Here is a 17,488-nt window from a genome sequence, read left to right on the forward strand (position 1 = left end):
GCCTCTGGCGTTGCGGCGCCGCATCTAAATATAATTCAATCCGTTCACATTCGGAAGCGGCAGCGCCGGCAGCAGCAGGGCGCTGCGGGCCTCCGGTTCCAAGGAGCCCGGATCGAACAGCTCACGGACAAGCTCGCCCTGCGTCAGCACCGTTTCGGCACCGCCGTCGCCCGTCAGACGGTACTGTCCATCCTCCATGAGGCTGACGGATGGCAGCGGCGTCTCTCCCCAATAAGGGGCCGCTTGCTGCAGCAGGCGCTGCGCATTCACCAAATACAAGGTGCCGCCGTTCGTCCCGCTTACGGGCCGGAGGCCGGTATCGCCGAGCAGACGGAGCAGCGCCTCTTCGTGCCACGCAGCGGTGACATCCAAGGCTTGAAGCCCGAAGCGCCCGACGGCTGCCGCGAGCAGCAGAGCGACGCCCTCGGGGCTGCCGCCCCATTCGACCGCGAATGGGTTCTTCCGGCCGGCTGCCGTACCGGGCACCGCGAATATGGCATAGGCAGCCAGCGAGCCGTCCTGCCGCCGTGCGGTCAGCGTGCGATGCGTTAGCTTGAAGCAGCCGGCGTAGGCCTCCGCAGCGAGCAGGCGCGGCAGGTCGGTGACGCTCTGCTCATAGGCGACACAGCGGGCTGCCGCCAGTTCGTGCATGGCCGGCAGGTCGGCCGGCTGCAGTTCACCCGGGAGCAGCGGCTCTGCGGCGGAGCGTGCCTGGAGCCGCTCGGCCGCCGCCGCATCCAGCGTGAAGCGCTCCGTATGCCCGAACGGATAGCAGTGGGCCCGCGTGTACAGGGAACGATCCCCCGAGATGAAGAGCAGGGAGGCGCCAGCGGCCTCCGCGTGCGCTTTGCATAGAGCGAGCAGCCGGCTTCCGATCCCTTGGCCCCGCGCCGCCTCATGCGTGCACACGGCACCCATCGAGAAGACCCGCAGACGTGCCGGGCCAATGCGTACGACCCCTGGCGCCATGCCCATGAAGGCCACAAGCTGTCCCTCCTGCGTGAACGCCCCATAAGAGTGGCCTATCCCTGGGGTGAAGAGATCGGGGAAAGCGTCGCCCATGGACGATTGCTCCCCGTCCCGGAATATGCTGTCGGCCAGCCGTGCGGCTTCAGCCAATTCGTGTGATTGAACCAATCGCAGGTCCATTGCGGTGTCCTCCTAGAGTGGGGATGGGATCAACTGGTTAGTCGCGGATTTCCGCGATGACTTCGATTTCGACCGGCGTGTGGAACGGCAGCTCGCTGGTTCCGATCGCCGAACGCGCGTGCTTGCCCCTCTCGCCGAATACATCCACGAGCAGATTCGAGGCGCCGTTCATGACGTAAGGCTGGTCCGCGAAGCCTGGAGCGGAGTTCACGAAGCCGAGGAGCTTCACGATCCGCTCGACCCGGTCCAGATCGCCGAGGTAGCCCTTCATGACGGCGAGGCAGTTGATGATCGTCTGGCGGGCGGCTTCCTGGCCCTGCTCGATGGTCACGTCCAGGCCGAGCTTGCCGCTGTACATCAGTTCGCCGTCGATCCGGCAGTCTTGGCCGGAGAGGTAGATCAGGTTCCCGGTACGGCTGCAGGGAATATAGGTGAAGCGCGGTTCAGGGGACGGGGGAAGGACAATGCCGAGCTCTTGCAGACGCTGTTCGATTTTGGACATGGTGGAGCACCTCCATAGGTTGATTGGTGTAGGATACAAGGCTAACAGAAAGACAGGTAAGTAACGGTGCGATGACAGGACCGGCGTGAGGCCGGGTAGATCGCTGCGGTAGACACACCGGTTCATGGGGGACAGCGGATCGCTTAAGCTAAGAATATAAGGCATGCAGGCTGCTGCTGGCCCTGGCCCGGCATACGGCAGATGACATACGACATACGGCAGATGCAGGCGAGTGTGCGCCTCAGGCAGCGTCCAGGTAACGCCTATGCCGGGTACTGCGGTACGGCCAGCGGGCTGCCCTCTTAGGCAAGCGGCCTCAGCATGCGGATCCTTACGGAAAGGCGCTTTCTGTGCATGCTTGCTCCTAGTGCGAGCAGCAGGAAGACGCGCGGATGAGGCTCCCGGCCCGGGCCTGGGTGTGCGTTCCGTTCTGCAGCGTCGGGCTGCCGGCTACAATCACGTGGGAGATCCCGTCCGGATATTGGCGCGGGTCCTGGTATGTCGCCCGGTCCTGGATCGTATCCGGATCGAAGACGGTGACATCCGCCGCATAGCCGGGAACGAGCAGCCCGCGTTTGCCCAGCTTGAAGCGCTGTACCGGGAAGGAGGTTACCTTGCGGACCGCCTGCTCCAAGGACAGGCACCGCTCCTCCCGCACATATTTGGCGAACAGCCGGGGGAAGGTGCCGTACAGCCGCGGATGGGGCTTGCCCGTCTCGCAGGTGAGGCTGTCGGAGGCGATCAGCGACTTATCGTACCGCACCACTTCCCGCACATCGTCATCCGACATGTGGAAGTACACGATGGAGATGCGCCCTTCTTCCTCGAGGAGCAGATCCATCATCGCCTCCGCCGGAGCAAGCCCTCTCGACTGCGCAATGTCGGCGATGGAGCGGCCTTCGAGCGCGCGGCCCGCTTCCGTGTGCATGGCGGAGAGCACGACGCTCTCCCAGCCGGTGGAGCAGACGAGGTTGTCCCAGGACTCCTGCTCCTCCGCCAGCTCCCCATGGATGCGCTTACGCAGCGTCGGGTCGCGGAATGCCTCCAGCGCGCCCTCGATCCCGCGCTCCAGCACCCATGGCGGCAGCACCGTCGTCAGCGTAGTGGAGCCGGCGGCATAAGGATACACGTCGCAGGTGACGTCGAGGCCGCGTGAGCGTGCCCGCTCGATCTCTTCCATCGCTTCGAGCACCTGCCCCCAGCTGCGGCGCCCTGCCGCTTTCAAGTGCGAGATATGCAGCGGCACGCCGGCCCGCTCGGCGATCCAGATCACCTCGCGCACCGAAGGGAGCAGGGAGCTGCCTTCGCCGCGGATATGGGTCGAGAACAGGCCGCCGTAGCGGGGCAGTACGGAGCACAGCTCCGCGAGCTCCTCCTTCGACGTGTAGCTGCCAGGCGCGTACAGCAGGCCGATCGACAGGCCTATCGCCCCTGCCTGCATGCCTTCGGCGAGCAGCTGCTTCATGCGTTCGAGCTCCGGCGGCGTCGCCGGGCGGTTGTCGAAGTCCATGACGGCGATGCGCAGCGCACCGTGGGCCGCATAGGTGGCCACGTGGCTCGACGGGCCCGAGCGGGCCAAGGTATCCATATAGCCGGGGAGCGTCTCCCACGGCCAGGCCCAGTCCGTGCGCCCGAGGACCGGCTGCACGTAGCTCTGGAGCAGCTCGGCGCGCTCCGGGACCAGCGGGGCGGGGGCGAGCCCGCAGTTGCCGACGACCTCGGCGGTAACGCCCTGCGAGAGCTTGATCTCGCTGCCGGGATGATCCAGCAGCATGAGATCGGAGTGGCAGTGCCCGTCGATGAAGCCGGGCGCGATCACCTGCCGGTGCACGTCGATCACGCTGCGTGCCTCCTGGTCGACCCGGCCGACGGCCGCGATCCGGCCGTCCTTGATGCCTACGTCGCCAAGGAACCAGGGATTCCCGCTGCCGTCGGCGACGCGTCCATTGCGAAGAATGAGATCGAGCATGAGTGGTGAGCCTCCTTAGGCTGATGGTCTTCGTATGCAAAGTGCACAGTGTATGCGCTTACTCCAGCATGCCGCGCGCCAGTACGGGCTGGGCGGTGTACCGGCCGTCCTGCCCGCGGAACCAGACGCGGTTGTGCAGGTTCACCGTGGAGCAGATATGGTTCGGCACGAAGTGCAGCACGTCGCCGACCGAGAGCCCGGCGGCCTGGGCCTCGGGCCCGAGACGCACCATGCCGTGCTCCTCGGTGAGGCGCTCGAGCAGCGCATCCGGCAGCTCGGCCGAGTAGCCGAAGCCCTGCAGCTGCAGGGGCTGCGTGTTCGGCTGTACATCGGTGGCGAACGTCTTGCTGCCGCCGTCGACGACCGCGAGATCCGGCGCAGGGCGGCTGACCACCGTGACGCGCACGCGCCCGGCGCAGTCTTCGAGGCCGCATACGCCGAGGCGGGCCTGCATCCGGTCCTGGTACACGTAGGTGCCGGGCCGGATCTCGGTCACCCCGGGCACGGCGGCAGCGAACGCGGCGGTCGGCGTGGAGCCGACGCTGACGTCCGCCACCGGCACGCCCGCTTCGCGCAGCCGCTGCGCAAGGTCCGCCATCAGGCGGCCTTCCTGCTCGCCGGCGGCAGCGAGGTCGAGCGTCGGCGCTCCGTCCAGCAGCGCGCCGCGGAACGTGTAGATGCCGGTGAGCGTGAGCCCCGGCAGCGCGGCGATCCGGGCGGCAAGAGCCGGCGCTTCGTCATAGGCGACCCCTGTGCGGCGCAGTCCGGTGTCGATCTCCAGGCGCACGGACAGCGGTGCGCCGCCGTGCTGTACTGCCGATTCGGACAGCCGGGCAGCCCCTTCGAAGGAGTCGACGCCAAGGATCATCTCCGTGGTGTCATGCAGCGCAAGCGCCCGGCCGATCTTGCCCGGCGTGACCAGCGGGTAGGCGATGAAGATGCTCGGAATGCCGTGCGCCGCCATGATCTCCGCCTCGGATACCTTGGCTACGGTAATGCCGACGGCGCCCGTCTCGAGCTGCCGGCGGGCGACCGAAGGCAGCTTGTGGGTCTTGGCGTGCGGCCGCAGGTCCACGCCGAGCTGCCGTGCCGTTGCCGCCATCGCGGCAATGTTGCGCTCCATGACGGCGGTGTCGATGAGCAGGGAGGGGGTGTCGAGTTCATGCTCTTCCAGAGCGCCCCCCGCCGTATCATAAGCCGCTTCGTCTGCCGAATGCTCTGCCGGGGCGGCGGGAACGTCGTCCCGCAGGTCGCCGGACTGGTTTTCCTGTGCAGTGCTCATCGCGGTTCCTCCTTCGCTTCCTCCTGGATTTGGGCTGCGGAATGGGCTTCCGCCCTCGTGTCCGGATTCATTTCCGTCTTCGCTTCCGTCTTCGCTTCCGTCTTATTCTCCGACTTGGTTTCCTCGAGATAGTTGTAGAGCGTGTACTTCGAGATGTTGAGGTAAGCGCAGATCTTCTCGCCGCCCTTCTTGATCAGGAAGGCGCCCTTGCGGTCGAGCAGGCCGATCATCCGCATCTTGTCCTCCTTGGTCATGAGGGCGACGGGCCTGCCGACATCCTCTTGCGCTTCCTGGATCAGGGCATCGAGCAGGTCCGTCACATTGCTGACGAACGACTCCTTGACCTCCGGCTGCAGATTCGCTGCCGTCAGCGAGTGGAGGGTGCGCTCGGCGACCATGAGATCCGTGATGTCGAAGTTGATGCAGAGCGCCCCCACGGTCCGCCCTTCGGCATTCTTCATGTACATCGATGTCGAACGCAGCATCCGTCCGTCCTTGGTCTGCGTCACGTAATTGAACCGGTTCCCGTCGACCTGGCTGCCCCGCAGCAGCTCGAGGCCCAGGTTGGTCCCCGGGTCGCCGACCTTGCGGCCCGTGATATGGCCGTTCTCGATCGCTACGATCGTGCTCTCATAAGAACCCGTCAAGTCGTGCAGCACGACTTCGCAGTTCTCGCCGAACTGGGCGGCGATGCCTTTCACCAGCACCGACAAAAAATCAAATTCATCCCGTATGGACTCCATTCGTCCGCAAAACTCCTTTGGTCCCGTCATTGCGGGGGGGCTTCATGAGAATGATGGTAGCATATTCCAACGCTTTGTCAAACAAAAAGTTTGTTGTGCTAAAAAAAAGTCTGTTTGGCGGTAATGCAGGTATGCTAGTATAAAAAACAACAAGCCGGACGGAATGGGAAGCCCTTACAACTCAGGGGAGGACCGCTCTAGACGGGAGCTTAGCCACGGGTGGAACCTGTGATTCCGTCTCCCTTGGCCAGTTTGATCATGGTAGACGCAGCTAAGCCGCCGGCGTACAGCCAAGCAACGCGCGCCGGGAGAGGCACATGCTGCGCCCGCGTCTGCCTTCCAGCCTCCGCTTGGCTTCACGGGCACGGAAGACAGCGCTCTTGATGGAGCGCTCCTTGCGCCCGGTCCCCCTCGCTGAGGGCTTCCTCCAGTCCAAGCATCTGCGGAAGCTAACGCGATACGGTGGATAGGGCGCATGGGCACCGCACTCCCCATGCCGCGCCGTTCTCTCTCTTGCCGTACCGCTCCCGGTTCCCCTTGCGCCTTCCGAAAGACCGGATGAAGTGCGCCCGGCACCCTGTCCGGTCCGCTCTTGCTTCTCATACTGCTCTTACCTCCGTATTTCCCCGCCTGATCCCGGTCCGCCGGCCTGCCCGTTTGCCTTATTCCAATTTTCCCAAAGCTCTGCCTCCCGGCGGCTTCCTTAACGACCATATCATTCAACGGGGTGAACTACTCGCATGAAACGCTGGCTCGCCAAATCCCTTAAGCGCAAACTAACGATTCTTCTGCTCCTTGCTATTCTGGTTCCGCTGCTGTCCACGGGCGCCGTCTCCTACCGGATCGCGGCGAACGTCGCCGAGGAGAAGGCGAAGGAGGCCGGGATGAACACCCTGCGGCAGATCGCCGGCAAGCTGGAGTTCGTGGTGCAGGATGCCGAGAACATGTCGCTGTTCCTCATCGGACAGAAGGATATCCAGCAGTACCTGGGCGACGAAGAGGAGGACATCTCGCGCTATTCGCTCCATATCGGGTTCCTGACGAACTTGGCGTTCTCCAAAAAATACATCGCCGACATTACGATCGAGCCCGAAGCGGGGACGCCTCCCCTGACCACAACGACCAAGCTGAAGTCCGGCCTGCCCGAGGTGCTGCAGGAGCACCGGGAGGCGTACCGCCGCAGCGTGCGCTGGTGGTCGCCGATCTACGAGAACCGCACGACCGAAGGAACGAAGCGGGTCTTCTCGCTGGTGCGGCCGGTCCGCAGCTTCAATGATTTCCGTACGCTCGGCACGCTGTCCATCGCCGTGGACGAGGCCGAGATCGGCAAGTATCTCACCGACTCCGGCTGGGAGGCGAAGGGGCTCGTCCTGCTCCTGGATGAGCAGGGGCAGGTGCTCTCCTCCCGCGATCCAGGCTGGCTGAACCGCCCGGTCGCCGGTCTGTATCCGGGGATCGGTCCCCTGGCCGGAGAGAGCGGGATCTCCCACTATGGCGAAGGGGAAGGGCGGCAGACCGTGCTCTACCACACGCTGCCGGGGATCGGCTGGAAGCTGGTCGGCTTCCTGCCGACGAACATTTATACGGCGCAGAGCGGTTATATTCTGGCGGTCACGGCGGGCGCGACCCTGCTCGGTCTGCTGCTGGCGGCCGGACTCGTGCTGATCTTCACGGGGCGGGTCACGAGGCCCTTGACCCGGTTGACGCAGACGCTGAAGGATCTGAACCCGGACGAGCCGATCCCGCCTTTTGCGGTGAAGAGCAGCGATGAGGTGGGTCTCCTGCTCCACAGCTACAACAAGCTCAGCGACCGCATCCAGCGGCTGAAGGAACAGGTGCAGCGGGATGAAGCCAAGAAGAAAGAGGCGGACCTGCTCGCGCTGCAGGCGCAGATTCACCCCCATTTTCTGTATAACACGCTCTCGTCGATTCACTGGATCGCCCTCATGAACAAGGACCGGCAGACCTCGGAGATGGTAGGGGCGCTCAGCGATTTCCTGCGGTTCTCCCTCAATGGGGGAGAAGAGTACTGTCCGCTGCAGCAAGAGGTGGAGCACGCGCGCAATTATGCCTATATCCAGGCGATCCGCTTCCCGGGCCAATTCGAGATCGAATTCTATATCGATCCTTCGCTGACGGGACTGCCGGTGCTGAAGCTGCTCCTGCAGCCGCTTATCGAGAATGCGCTCGTGCACGGGATTCAGAAGCTGGGCCGGCCGGGGGCGATCTACATTCACGCCCAGCGGCAGGGGGAGGCTGTCGCTTTTGCGGTGGAGGATACCGGGGCGGGGATGACGGAGGAACGTCTGCGGGAGCTGCGCAGCGAGCTATCCGGAAGGGATGCACGGGGCGGCTCTTATGCGCCGGCCCCCGCCCCCCATGCCAAGAAGACGAGCGGCTACGGCCTGCGCAACGTGCAGCAGCGGCTGCTCCTGCACTACGGCAGTAACGCGGGGCTCGGCATCGACAGCGGAGCGCAGCGGGGGACGCGCATCACTTTCACCATACCGATAGGGGAGGCATTCGCATGAAGCTCATGATCGTGGACGACGAAGATATTATCCGCCGGGGGCTCAGCACCGTCATCGACTGGACGGAGATCGGCCTGACGCTCCTGCCGCCGGCCTCTTCCGCCGAGGAGGCGATGGCGCGCATCCCGGAGGAGAAGCCGCACGTGATTCTCACCGATATCCGGATGAGCGGCATGGACGGGATCGAGCTGGCAGGCCGGGTGCGGGCGCTGCTGCCCGATACGCAGACGATCATCCTCACGGGCTACGACGACTTCGGCTATGCCCGGGAGGCGCTGCGCGAAGGCGTATCGGACTATCTGCTGAAGACGAGCCGCCCCGAGGAGATCCTGCGGGCGGCGGCCAAGGCCAAGCAGCGCGTGCTCGAGAAGTGGGAGGCCCGGCGGCGCGAGTCGCTGCAGTCGGCCGCTATGCGCCGCCAGCTCATGGAGCGCCTGCTGGCACAGGGCCCGGACCCGGGCGCGGGGAAGGGCGAGCTGCCCGAGGACCTGCGGACTTGGTTCCTGCAGAGCGGCCTCTGCGGCCCGGACGGGCAGACAGCCGCCCTGCAGGTCATGCTGGTGCAGGCCGCGGGCTGGGGCGACGGACCGTTCGCCGGGCTGCTGCTGGGTGCGGCGGAGAACATTCTCTATGAGCTGCTGCCCTGCGTGACGCTGCTGCAGGCAGACCGCGTCGCCGTGATCCTGCCCGCGGACCCTGGCGCCTGCGGCACTAGCCCGGCCCGGGCCTTGGAGCGGCTCGCCGCGACGCTGAAGTGCACCGTCTTCGCCGCGCTCGGGAGCCCGGCGGCAAGCCCCGCGGGCCTGCCCGCCTCGTGCCGGGAAGCAGAGCGCGTGCTGGCCTTCCGCGAGCTGCTCGGCGGGCAGGGGCTCTTCACGCCGGCGCACCTGCTCGGCCGCACAGGCTCGCGCACGGTCTGCTCGCAGGCGGAAGAGGCGGAGCTGGCGGCGCTCCTGGCCCGGGGCGGGACGACCGGGCTGCGCCGCTTCGTCAGCCGGGTCGTGCGGGCCGAGCTCGACCACCCGGCGGCCACCCCGCAGTCGCTGCAGGCGTTCCTGCACTCGCTGGTGCTCTCCGGGCACCGCTGGCTGGAGCGGGAGCTGGGCGGCACTGCCGCGCCCGAGTACGCCCCGCTGCCGGAAGCCGGCGGCCAGGCGGAGGAAGAGGTGTTCCGGCGGCTGGCTGCGGTCATGGCGCGGTTCCACGAGTCGCTCTCGGAGAGCCGGGGCGGGTATATTCCGAAGGCGGCCGCCTATATCCGGGACCACCTTCACGATCCGGGCCTCTGTCTTCAGCAGGTGGCTGCCGTCGTGCATCTGAGCCCGAGCCACTTCGGGGAAGTGTTCAAGCGGGAGACGGGACAGAACTATCTCGAGTTCGTGACGGGGGAGCGGATGCGCAGGGCGGCCGCCCTGCTGCGGGAATCGCAGGCGAAGATCAGCGAAGTGGCCCAGCGTGTGGGCTACGAGGATATCAAGCACTTCGGCCAGCTGTTCAAGAAGCATACAGGGGCTACCCCGTCGGAGTACCGGCAGTCGATCCGGGAAGGCCTATGATCCATTGCCCGGGTTTTCCCCCCTATGGTTCCGGGGTTTCTCCCGTACCCCGTCCGGCGGCCCTCCCCTATACTGAAGGAAGAACGAACGATAACATCTGGCGGTACTTACCAAGAGGAGGGGCTGAACATGTTGGAAGCGGTTCAGAAGAAAGGCTGGTCCAAAGCGATTCCGGCGGCGCTGCTTGTGTCGCTGCTGGCAGGCTGCGGGGGAAGCGGCGAGAGCGCCGGTTCGGCAGGCACCGATGGGGCCAAGGCGGGCGATAAGGTGAAGCTGTCCCTGTGGCATAACTTCACCGGCGACGATCTGCGGGCGAAGACGATGCGGGGCATCATGGACAAGTTCAAGGCGGACCATCCGGAGATCGAGCTCGACATCCAGAGCATTCCGCCCGACGGGTACCGGGCACGCCTGAAGACGGTGGCGGCAGCCAACGAGATGCCGGATGTGTTCATGATGTGGCCCGGCGTGATGACCAAGGAGTTCGCCGGAGGAGATCTGCTGCAGCCGATCGACGGGCTGCTGGAGAGCAAGGCGGATTGGAAGAAGGGCTTCCTGCCGGGCTCCTTCGACGACTTCACGATCGACGGCAGAATCTACAGTGCCCCGATGGGCCTGTCGCCGACCTCGATTCTGTACTACAACCGCGCCATCTTCGACAAGTACGGCGTTCAGCCGCCGAAGACTTGGGAGGAGCTGCTGGCGCTGGTCGACACCTTCAAGAAAGACAAGGTGACTCCGATCGCGCTCGGCAACAAAGCGGCCTGGCTGGCGCAGTCGTCGATCCTCAGCTCGCTCGCCGACCGGGTGACGGGGACGGAATGGTTCCTGAAGGCGGCCGCGCAGGACGGCGCGAAGTTCACCGATCCCCAATTCGTGCAGGCGCTGACTTATCTGCAGGGATTGGGTAAGGCGGGCGCCTTCCAAGACGGCTTCAACTCCATCGACAACACGCAGATGGAGCAGATGTTCGCCCAGGGCAAAGCGGCGATGATGATCGACGGCGGCTGGGCGCTGAGCTCCCTGGCAGCGAATGCTTCCAAGGAAGCGCTGGATGCGATGGACGTGACGGTGCTGCCGTCCGTGCCTGGAGGCAAGGGCGATCCGAACTCGCTGTCCGGCGTGGTGGGCACGGGCCTGGGCCTCAGCAAGAAGGTCGAAGGGGCGCGCAAGGATGCGGCCTACCAGCTCATCTATGCGATGAGCGGTCCGGAAGCGCAGAAGGCGACGCTCGAGAGCAACCAGCTCGTGAGCTACAAGGCCGAGCTCGACAAGAGCAAGGTGTCGTCCCTGTTCGCCAAGGCGTATGAACTCGTCGGCAAGGTGGAGCGCACGCCGGTCTATGACGGCAGACTGAGCTCGGCTGCGGCGGATGTCGTCAACAACGGGCTGCAAGAGCTGCTCATGGGTGCGAAGCCGGAGGATGTAGCGAAGAAAATCCAGGACGCGCAGGCGAAGTCCGCAGGCAAGTAGAGGCGCTGCCCGGTTCGCTGCCCGGCGTGGGGAGGGGTGAGCGCTTCGCAGCCGGTTCCCGGGGAGGAGCCGGCCGGGGCGCTGGGAGCCCTTCCTGCCGCCATTCCCATATCAAGGAGGTTTTGCGCATGACCGCAGCCGTGCGGGCCCGGGGATTTATCACGCTGGCCCTGTTTCCCGCTGTCCTTTTGTTCTCTTTCTTCGTCATCGTGCCGGTCTTCTGGTCCGCCTATTACGGATTTTTTGACTGGAAGGGGATTGGGGCGGCGAAGTTCATCGGATTCGACAATTACGCGGAAGTGCTGAAGGATGAGATCTTCTGGCTCGCGTTCAAGAACAATATGCTGATCGTCGCCGCCTCCGTCTTCGGCCAGATTCCGGTCGCGCTGCTGCTGGCCCTCGTGCTGACGAAGTCGACCTTGTTCCAGCGCTTCATACGCGCATCGGTGTTCATGCCGATGGTGCTCTCGTCTGTTGTCATCGGCATCATCTGGGGCTACATCTACCATCCGCAGATCGGCATTCTGAATTTTCTGCTCGACAAGGCAGGGCTCGGGGAATGGAAGATGCAGTGGCTCTCGGACCCGAAGGTGTCGATGTATTCGCTGATGGTGCCGATTATCTGGAATTACATCGGTCCTTATATGCTCATGTTCATTGCAGCGCTCCAAAATATTTCCCCGGAAATTGACGATGCCGCGCGGATTGATGGTGTCGGACCAGCCCGAAAGCTGTTCTCGGTCAAGCTGCCGATGATCTGGGACACGGTGAAGGTGGCCGTCGTGCTCTGTATCTCCGGGAGTCTTAAGGCGTTCGACCTTATCTATGTCATGACAGGCGGGGGCCCGGCGCATTCGACAGAGCTGCTCGCCTCCTATATGTACAACAACACGTTCAATGTGTTCCGCTTCGGCTACGGCAGCGCCGTGTCGACGGCTATTATCATTCTCAGTCTGGCGCTGATTGCCGGCAGCCAGTATCTCATGAAGCGGGATTACCGTTAATGGCGATGTAACCGCGAAGGAAAGGAGCGCGTTATCATGGAAGGCTCACTCTCTCTCGGGAGCAAGGCGGCGGGCCGGGGGCCGGCTGTGCGGCGGGGTATCGGGAGGCTGGCGATCCGGCTGGCGCTCACGCTGTATGCCCTGGTTACCTTGTATCCGCTGGTCTGGCTGTTCCTCAGCGCTTTCAAGTCGAACGATGAATTCTTCTCGAGGCCGTTCGGCATGCCGCTGCAGTGGTCGTTCGACAACTTTGGAAGAGCCTGGGAAGTGTCGGCCATGGGGACTTCGATCGTGAACTCCCTTATCGTTACGGTGCTCTCCCTGGTGCTGACGCTGGTGTTCGGCGCATTGGCCGCCTTCGCGCTGGCCCGGTTCGAGTTCCGCCTGAAGGGCTTCTGGATGGGGTTGTTCCTGCTCGGCATGCTCATTCCGGTCCACAGCACGCTTGTGCCGCTGTTCATTCTCATGAAAAAAACGCATCTGCTCGACACCTATGCCGCGCTGGTGCTGCCGTATGCGGCCTTCGAGCTGCCGCTCGCCGTCTTCGTCATCGCCGCGTTCCTGACCTCGATCCCGAAGGAGATCGAAGAGGCGGCCCTGATCGACGGAACGGGCTACTGGGGCATCTTCTTCCGGATGATGCTGCCCCTGTCGCTGCCGGCTTTGTCGACGGTTGCCATTCTCGGGTTCCTGCGGTTCTGGAACGACTTTGCCTTCGCGCTCGTCTTCATCTCGAAGCCGGCGCTGAAGACGGTGCCGCTGAGCCTCTCGGTGTTCGCCACGGGCTATTCGACAGACTACAAGCTGACGATGGCGGCGCTCTCCATCGCCGTGCTGCCGACGATCATCGCCTTCCTCCTGTTCCAGGAACAGATCATGAAAGGGATGACGGCCGGAGCGGTCAAGGGGTAAATTTCGACACGGGACAGGGATACTTATTTGCAATTAACAGCCCCTGCGGATTGTGGTAGTCTACAGGGGAAAGGGGAGATCGGCTGTGGGCAAATTACGAATCGGCGTGATCGGAGCAGGCTCCATCTCCGAAGCGCACTTAAGCGCCTATGCGCAGAACAAGCATGTGGAACTGGCGGCGGTGTGCGACAAGAACGGGGAGCGGGCCAGGGCGGCCGCCGACCGCTTCGGAGCAAGGCGCGTCTATACGGGGTACCGCGATCTGCTGGCTGACCCGGAGATCGACGCGGTCAGCATCTGTACATGGAACGACACGCACGGCGAGATCTCCATTGCGGCGCTCGAAGCTGGCAAGCATGTGCTCTGCGAGAAGCCGCTCTGCACGAGTGTCGACAAGGCGCTCGAAGTGGAGGCGGCCGTCCGGCGCACAGGGAAGCTGCTGCAGGTCGGCTTCGTCCGGCGGTACGGCACGAACGCCAAGGTGCTGCGGCGCTTCATCGACGCAGGGGATCTCGGCGAGATCTATTACGCCAAGGCATCCTATCTGCGGCGTCTCGGCAACCCCGGCGGCTGGTTCGCGGATCGCGGACGCTCGGGCGGCGGGCCGCTGCTCGACATCGGCGTGCATGTGATCGACCTGTGCTGGTACCTCATGGGCCGTCCGAAGGTGCAGTCGGTGACCGGGAACGTCTACACGAAGCTTGGCAACCGTTCGAATGTCGAGAACCTCAGTTTCTACCAGGCGGCGGATTACGATGCGGCGCTGAATACGGTCGAAGACATGGCCAATGCTTTGATCCGCTTCGAGAACGGGGCGTCGCTTATGGTCGACGTATCGTTCACCCTGCATGCGAAGCAGGATGAGGTGACGGTGAAGCTGTTCGGGGACCAAGGAGGGGCTGAGGTGGAGCCGCAGCTCTGCATCGTCACCGAGAAGCACAATACGATCTTGAACGCGACGCCGCAGATCGACGAATCGACCTTCGACTTCATGGGCGGCTTCCGCAGCGAGATCGATTATTTCGTGGAGTGCTGCCTCGGCCGGGCGGAGCTGATCGCGCCGGTGGAAGACGGTGTCGAGCTCACGAAGATCGTCAGCGCGATCTACGAGTCGGCGGCGCAGGGCCGCGAAGTCCGCTTCTAAGTCGAAACAGCCTTCGCATTTTCGCATCATATAGGTTCTCATTCTCATTCCCATTCTAATTCGGCACAAAACAGGTAGCAGAATTCATTCCCCGGTCAGGGGCAGAAGGAGGCGGCTTCGGTGACGGGCAGGCTTACGAATAAGATCGGCGTGATTGTCGACAGCTTCGGCGTCGGCGTGAGAGAGGGACTGAAGAAAGCGCGCGAGGTGGGAGCCGAGGGCGTCCAGATCTACGCGGTCAGCGGGGAGATGGACCCGGCGAACCTCCCGCCGGAAGCCCGCCGTGAGCTGAAGAGCTATATCGCTTCGCTCGGGCTGGAGATCTCGGCGCTCTGCGGCGACCTCGCCGGACATGGCTTCCAGGACGGGGCCGCGAATCCCGCGAAGGTGGAGAAGTCGAAGCGGATTCTCGATCTGGCGCTCGACCTCGGCGTGAATGTGGTCACGACGCATATCGGGATCGTGCCTCACGACGAGAAGGACGGGGCCGTATATCACAGCATGCAGTCGGCCTGCGAGGAACTTGGGCAGTATGCGGCGGGTTGCGGGGCCTATTTTGCCATTGAGACCGGTCCGGAGCCGGCGGCGCACCTGAAGGCGTTCCTCGATACGATGAGCACCAAGGGGGTATCGGTTAACTTTGATCCGGCGAACATGGTGATGGTCACGGGGGACGACCCGGTGCAGGGCGTGCGCCTGCTCAAGGATTATATCGTGCATACGCATGTCAAGGATGGCATCCGTTACCGCGAGGTAGATCCCCGTCAAGTCTATGGCGCCCTCGGGTATGAGGGGATGGAACATGAGAAGATTGCGGAGATGGTAGCCTCCGGCGAATTCTTCCGGGAAGTTCCGCTCGGGGAAGGCCGTGTGCCGTTCGATGCTTATTTTGCAGCATTACAGGAGATCGGGTACCGGGGGTACCTGACGATCGAGCGGGAAGTAGGCTCACAGCCGGAAGCCGACATCCGGCGGGCGGTCGAGTTCATCCGGGGCTACCGGTAAGAAGAGGGGAGAGCGGCGGAGATGAAGATTGCACTGAGCATATGGAGCTGCCATGGATACCTTGAGAACGGACAGTGGACCAACGCGGATTTCATTAAGTTTGCGGCGCAGGAGACCGAAGCGGCGGGCGTGGAGCTGCTGACGTATTTCTGGAAGCCCGAGGAGCTGGAGGAGGTCCGGGGGGCCTTGACGGAGCACCGGATGCAGGTGGCGGCCGTAGGCGCTTCGAACAACTTCTCGCATCCGGATCCGCAGCGCCGCCGGGAGGAAGTAGCGGAGATTCTCTCCGCGGTGAACCTCGCGGAAGCGTTCGGCGCCCGGATCGTCCGGGTATTCGCGGGCGACCGGCCTCCGGACGGTTACGCGTTCGACGAAGTGAAATCGTGGATCGTCGAGGGGCTGCGTGAAGCGGCTGCGGCCGCCGCCGAGAAGGGCATCGTCCTCTGTCTCGAGAATCACGGCATCTTCGCGGGCAAAGCCGCGCAGGTGCAGGCGATTCTGGACGAAGTCGGTTCGCCCTATCTGCGCAGCACGTTCGACACCGGGAACTTCCTGCTCGTCGGCGAGGACCCGTCGGCCGCCCTCGAGGCCCTCAGCCCGCAGGTGGAGCACGTTCACTTCAAGGATTTCGTCCCGGTGGACGGTAGCTACGAAGGCCGTGCCTATACCGGCCTGACGGGCGAACGCTTCGCAGGCCGTATAGCCGGCGAAGGTACGATCGACCTGCAGGGGCTGATAGGCCGTCTTCACCAGGACGGCTACAACGGCTGGCTGACGGTCGAATACGAGGGCGACGACGAGCAGAAGCACGGCGCCGCCGGCTCGATCTCGAACCTGGCGCGCATTCTGCGCAGTCTGCCGGCGTAAAGCTTGGGACGCCGGAGAATGAGGCGTCCGCCCGGTCACCCATCGGGTACTGCGATTCTGCATGCGCCGCTGCCTGTTCTCTTGGTGTCCTGCGTTCCTGTACCCCGCAGGGGGACTCGGTGATACAGGGAACGCAGCACCTCCCCCCAACCAAACAACCCTCCGGAGAACCACGACATGGTGGCGAACCGGAGGGTTGTTTGGTTTACGGTGGAAAAATAGGCAGCCTCGGCACGCGGCAGCCTCGTAGCGTTAGTTGCTCACGACCGTGCGCTGGTTCAGCGGCTGCACCGGACGGTGGTTATCCGGGAAGATCGCTGCGAACGCATCGATCTGTTCCTGGGAGACCTCGACCGGATCGGCCAGTACGATCCACTTCACATGCTCGGAGCAGGGGGGCGTCGTCAGGGAGCCCTCGTAACGGAAAGCGTGGGCGGACGCAGGCAGCAGGGCCGGCAAGTCTACAGGCTGCTCGAGCTTGACGTCTTCCTTTGTCTCCTGCTTAGGCAGCTTCGACCACATCTCTGCCAGCTGCTTGTTCTCTTTGCCGGCTTTCATGAGGAAGCCGACAACGGCAAGCCCGCCCTCCTTGTTCTTATGGACGAGGTGACCCTCCATGGCGAAGGATTGGCCGTCGATCTCATTCTCGCTCGGCCGGTGGAAGTGCATCTGCGCCAGCTTGTACTCCGTACCGTCGACGGTGATCGTATCGCTGCCGGAGGCCTCATTGGCCTGGATGGTGTGCCCGTTATTCATCAGCGTGAAAGCGGAGGGCTGATAATGCAGCTGTACGTTGACTGCGGTTTTATCCACCTTGGTATGCGACAGCTCGATATCGACCGGCGACTGTTCCGTGCCGTTCGCACAGGCGGCGAAGGTCTGGTCGAGCTTCGCCCAATCCGCCGGCCCGCTCTCGCCGCTGTAGGACCAATGGGCGGGATGCGCGGCCGGAGGGGTCTGCGTCTGCGGTGTCCCGGCTTTCGGTGTTTCGGCAGGGGCGGCCGTTTTGGCGCTGCACGCTCCAAGCGTGAGGGCAAGGGAAGCGGACAGCAGAACGGGAAGCCATTTGGTAGGCAGCATGAACATCTCTCCTTAGCAGGCGGAACAACTCGCGCCCTTAATAGATTACTACTGATCAAATTACCAATAAATACATTAATACTAAACATTTAGGTGATACAACATTACCACACCGTAAACGCTTAAGAGTGTGAACATTCGGTTACAAGCCAGCCCATTCTCCGGCCTGGCGGGTTCCCCTGCCGAAGGATCCGCCCGCCGATAGCAGGAGGGCGGCACGAAGAACCGCCTTCCCGTGCAAACATCGCCGGGAAGGCGGTTCTTCGTCGCT

The 17,488-nt window shown here is 63.7% G+C and carries 14 protein-coding genes; 8 read left to right on the plus strand and 6 right to left on the minus strand.

Annotation, left to right across the window (positions count from 1 at the left end; all coding sequences use genetic code 11):
• Positions 1–24: 24 nt before the first annotated feature.
• The 5 genes from O9H32_RS27430 to O9H32_RS27450 form a co-directional block, all read right to left on the minus strand.
• Positions 25–1,149 carry a GNAT family N-acetyltransferase gene (locus tag O9H32_RS27430; RefSeq protein ID WP_269869303.1) on the minus strand — a complete coding sequence of 375 codons (1,125 nt, stop codon included), beginning with the start codon at positions 1,147–1,149 and terminating at the stop codon, positions 25–27.
• 37 nt (positions 1,150–1,186) lie between these two features.
• Positions 1,187–1,651: a RidA family protein gene (locus O9H32_RS27435; RefSeq protein WP_269869304.1), complete on the minus strand. Its 465-nt coding sequence runs from the start codon at positions 1,649–1,651 to the stop codon at positions 1,187–1,189.
• A 364-nt stretch (positions 1,652–2,015) separates the two neighbouring features.
• Entirely contained in the window at positions 2,016–3,620 is a 1,605-nt protein-coding gene (locus O9H32_RS27440; protein ID WP_269869305.1) for an N-acyl-D-amino-acid deacylase family protein, read from the minus strand.
• A gap of 58 nt (positions 3,621–3,678) precedes the next feature.
• Positions 3,679–4,902 (minus strand): alanine racemase, encoded by a 1,224-nt coding sequence (locus tag O9H32_RS27445; protein ID WP_269869306.1) that lies wholly within the window; start codon positions 4,900–4,902, stop codon positions 3,679–3,681.
• Entirely contained in the window at positions 4,899–5,645 is a 747-nt protein-coding gene (locus tag O9H32_RS27450; RefSeq protein ID WP_269869307.1) for a helix-turn-helix transcriptional regulator, read from the minus strand. Before O9H32_RS27450 ends, O9H32_RS27445 begins: the two co-directional genes overlap by 4 nt.
• Positions 5,646–6,385: 740 nt before the next feature.
• Here O9H32_RS27450 and O9H32_RS27455 point away from each other — a divergent pair.
• From O9H32_RS27455 to O9H32_RS27490, 8 genes are all read left to right on the plus strand, one after another.
• The gene (locus tag O9H32_RS27455) at positions 6,386–8,176 is read left to right on the plus strand and encodes a cache domain-containing sensor histidine kinase (RefSeq protein WP_269869308.1); all 1,791 of its coding nucleotides are present in this window, start codon (positions 6,386–6,388) and stop codon (positions 8,174–8,176) included.
• Complete coding sequence (locus tag O9H32_RS27460) at positions 8,173–9,732, plus strand: helix-turn-helix domain-containing protein (protein ID WP_269869309.1); 1,560 nt, start codon at positions 8,173–8,175, stop codon at positions 9,730–9,732. Before O9H32_RS27455 ends, O9H32_RS27460 begins: the two co-directional genes overlap by 4 nt.
• Positions 9,733–9,861: 129 nt before the next feature.
• Complete coding sequence (locus tag O9H32_RS27465; RefSeq protein WP_406627392.1) at positions 9,862–11,205, plus strand: extracellular solute-binding protein; 1,344 nt, start codon at positions 9,862–9,864, stop codon at positions 11,203–11,205.
• Between the two features lie 128 nt (positions 11,206–11,333).
• Complete coding sequence (locus O9H32_RS27470) at positions 11,334–12,209, plus strand: carbohydrate ABC transporter permease (RefSeq protein ID WP_269869310.1); 876 nt, start codon at positions 11,334–11,336, stop codon at positions 12,207–12,209.
• A gap of 36 nt (positions 12,210–12,245) precedes the next feature.
• Positions 12,246–13,121 carry a carbohydrate ABC transporter permease gene (locus tag O9H32_RS27475; RefSeq protein ID WP_269869311.1) on the plus strand — a complete coding sequence of 292 codons (876 nt, stop codon included), beginning with the start codon at positions 12,246–12,248 and terminating at the stop codon, positions 13,119–13,121.
• Positions 13,122–13,206: 85 nt separating this feature from the next.
• Entirely contained in the window at positions 13,207–14,265 is a 1,059-nt protein-coding gene (locus O9H32_RS27480) for a Gfo/Idh/MocA family protein (protein WP_269869312.1), read from the plus strand.
• Between the two features lie 120 nt (positions 14,266–14,385).
• Positions 14,386–15,270 (plus strand): sugar phosphate isomerase/epimerase family protein, encoded by an 885-nt coding sequence (locus O9H32_RS27485; protein WP_269869313.1) that lies wholly within the window; start codon positions 14,386–14,388, stop codon positions 15,268–15,270.
• A gap of 21 nt (positions 15,271–15,291) precedes the next feature.
• Positions 15,292–16,137: a sugar phosphate isomerase/epimerase family protein gene (locus tag O9H32_RS27490; protein WP_269869314.1), complete on the plus strand. Its 846-nt coding sequence runs from the start codon at positions 15,292–15,294 to the stop codon at positions 16,135–16,137.
• Between the two features lie 252 nt (positions 16,138–16,389).
• Here O9H32_RS27490 and O9H32_RS27495 read toward each other — a convergent pair whose 3' ends face one another.
• Positions 16,390–17,217: a carbonic anhydrase gene (locus O9H32_RS27495; RefSeq protein ID WP_269869315.1), complete on the minus strand. Its 828-nt coding sequence runs from the start codon at positions 17,215–17,217 to the stop codon at positions 16,390–16,392.
• Positions 17,218–17,488: the final 271 nt, after the last annotated feature.

The organism is Paenibacillus caseinilyticus (genome assembly GCF_027533645.1).
GTDB lineage: Bacteria > Bacillota > Bacilli > Paenibacillales > NBRC-103111 > Paenibacillus_G > Paenibacillus_G caseinilyticus.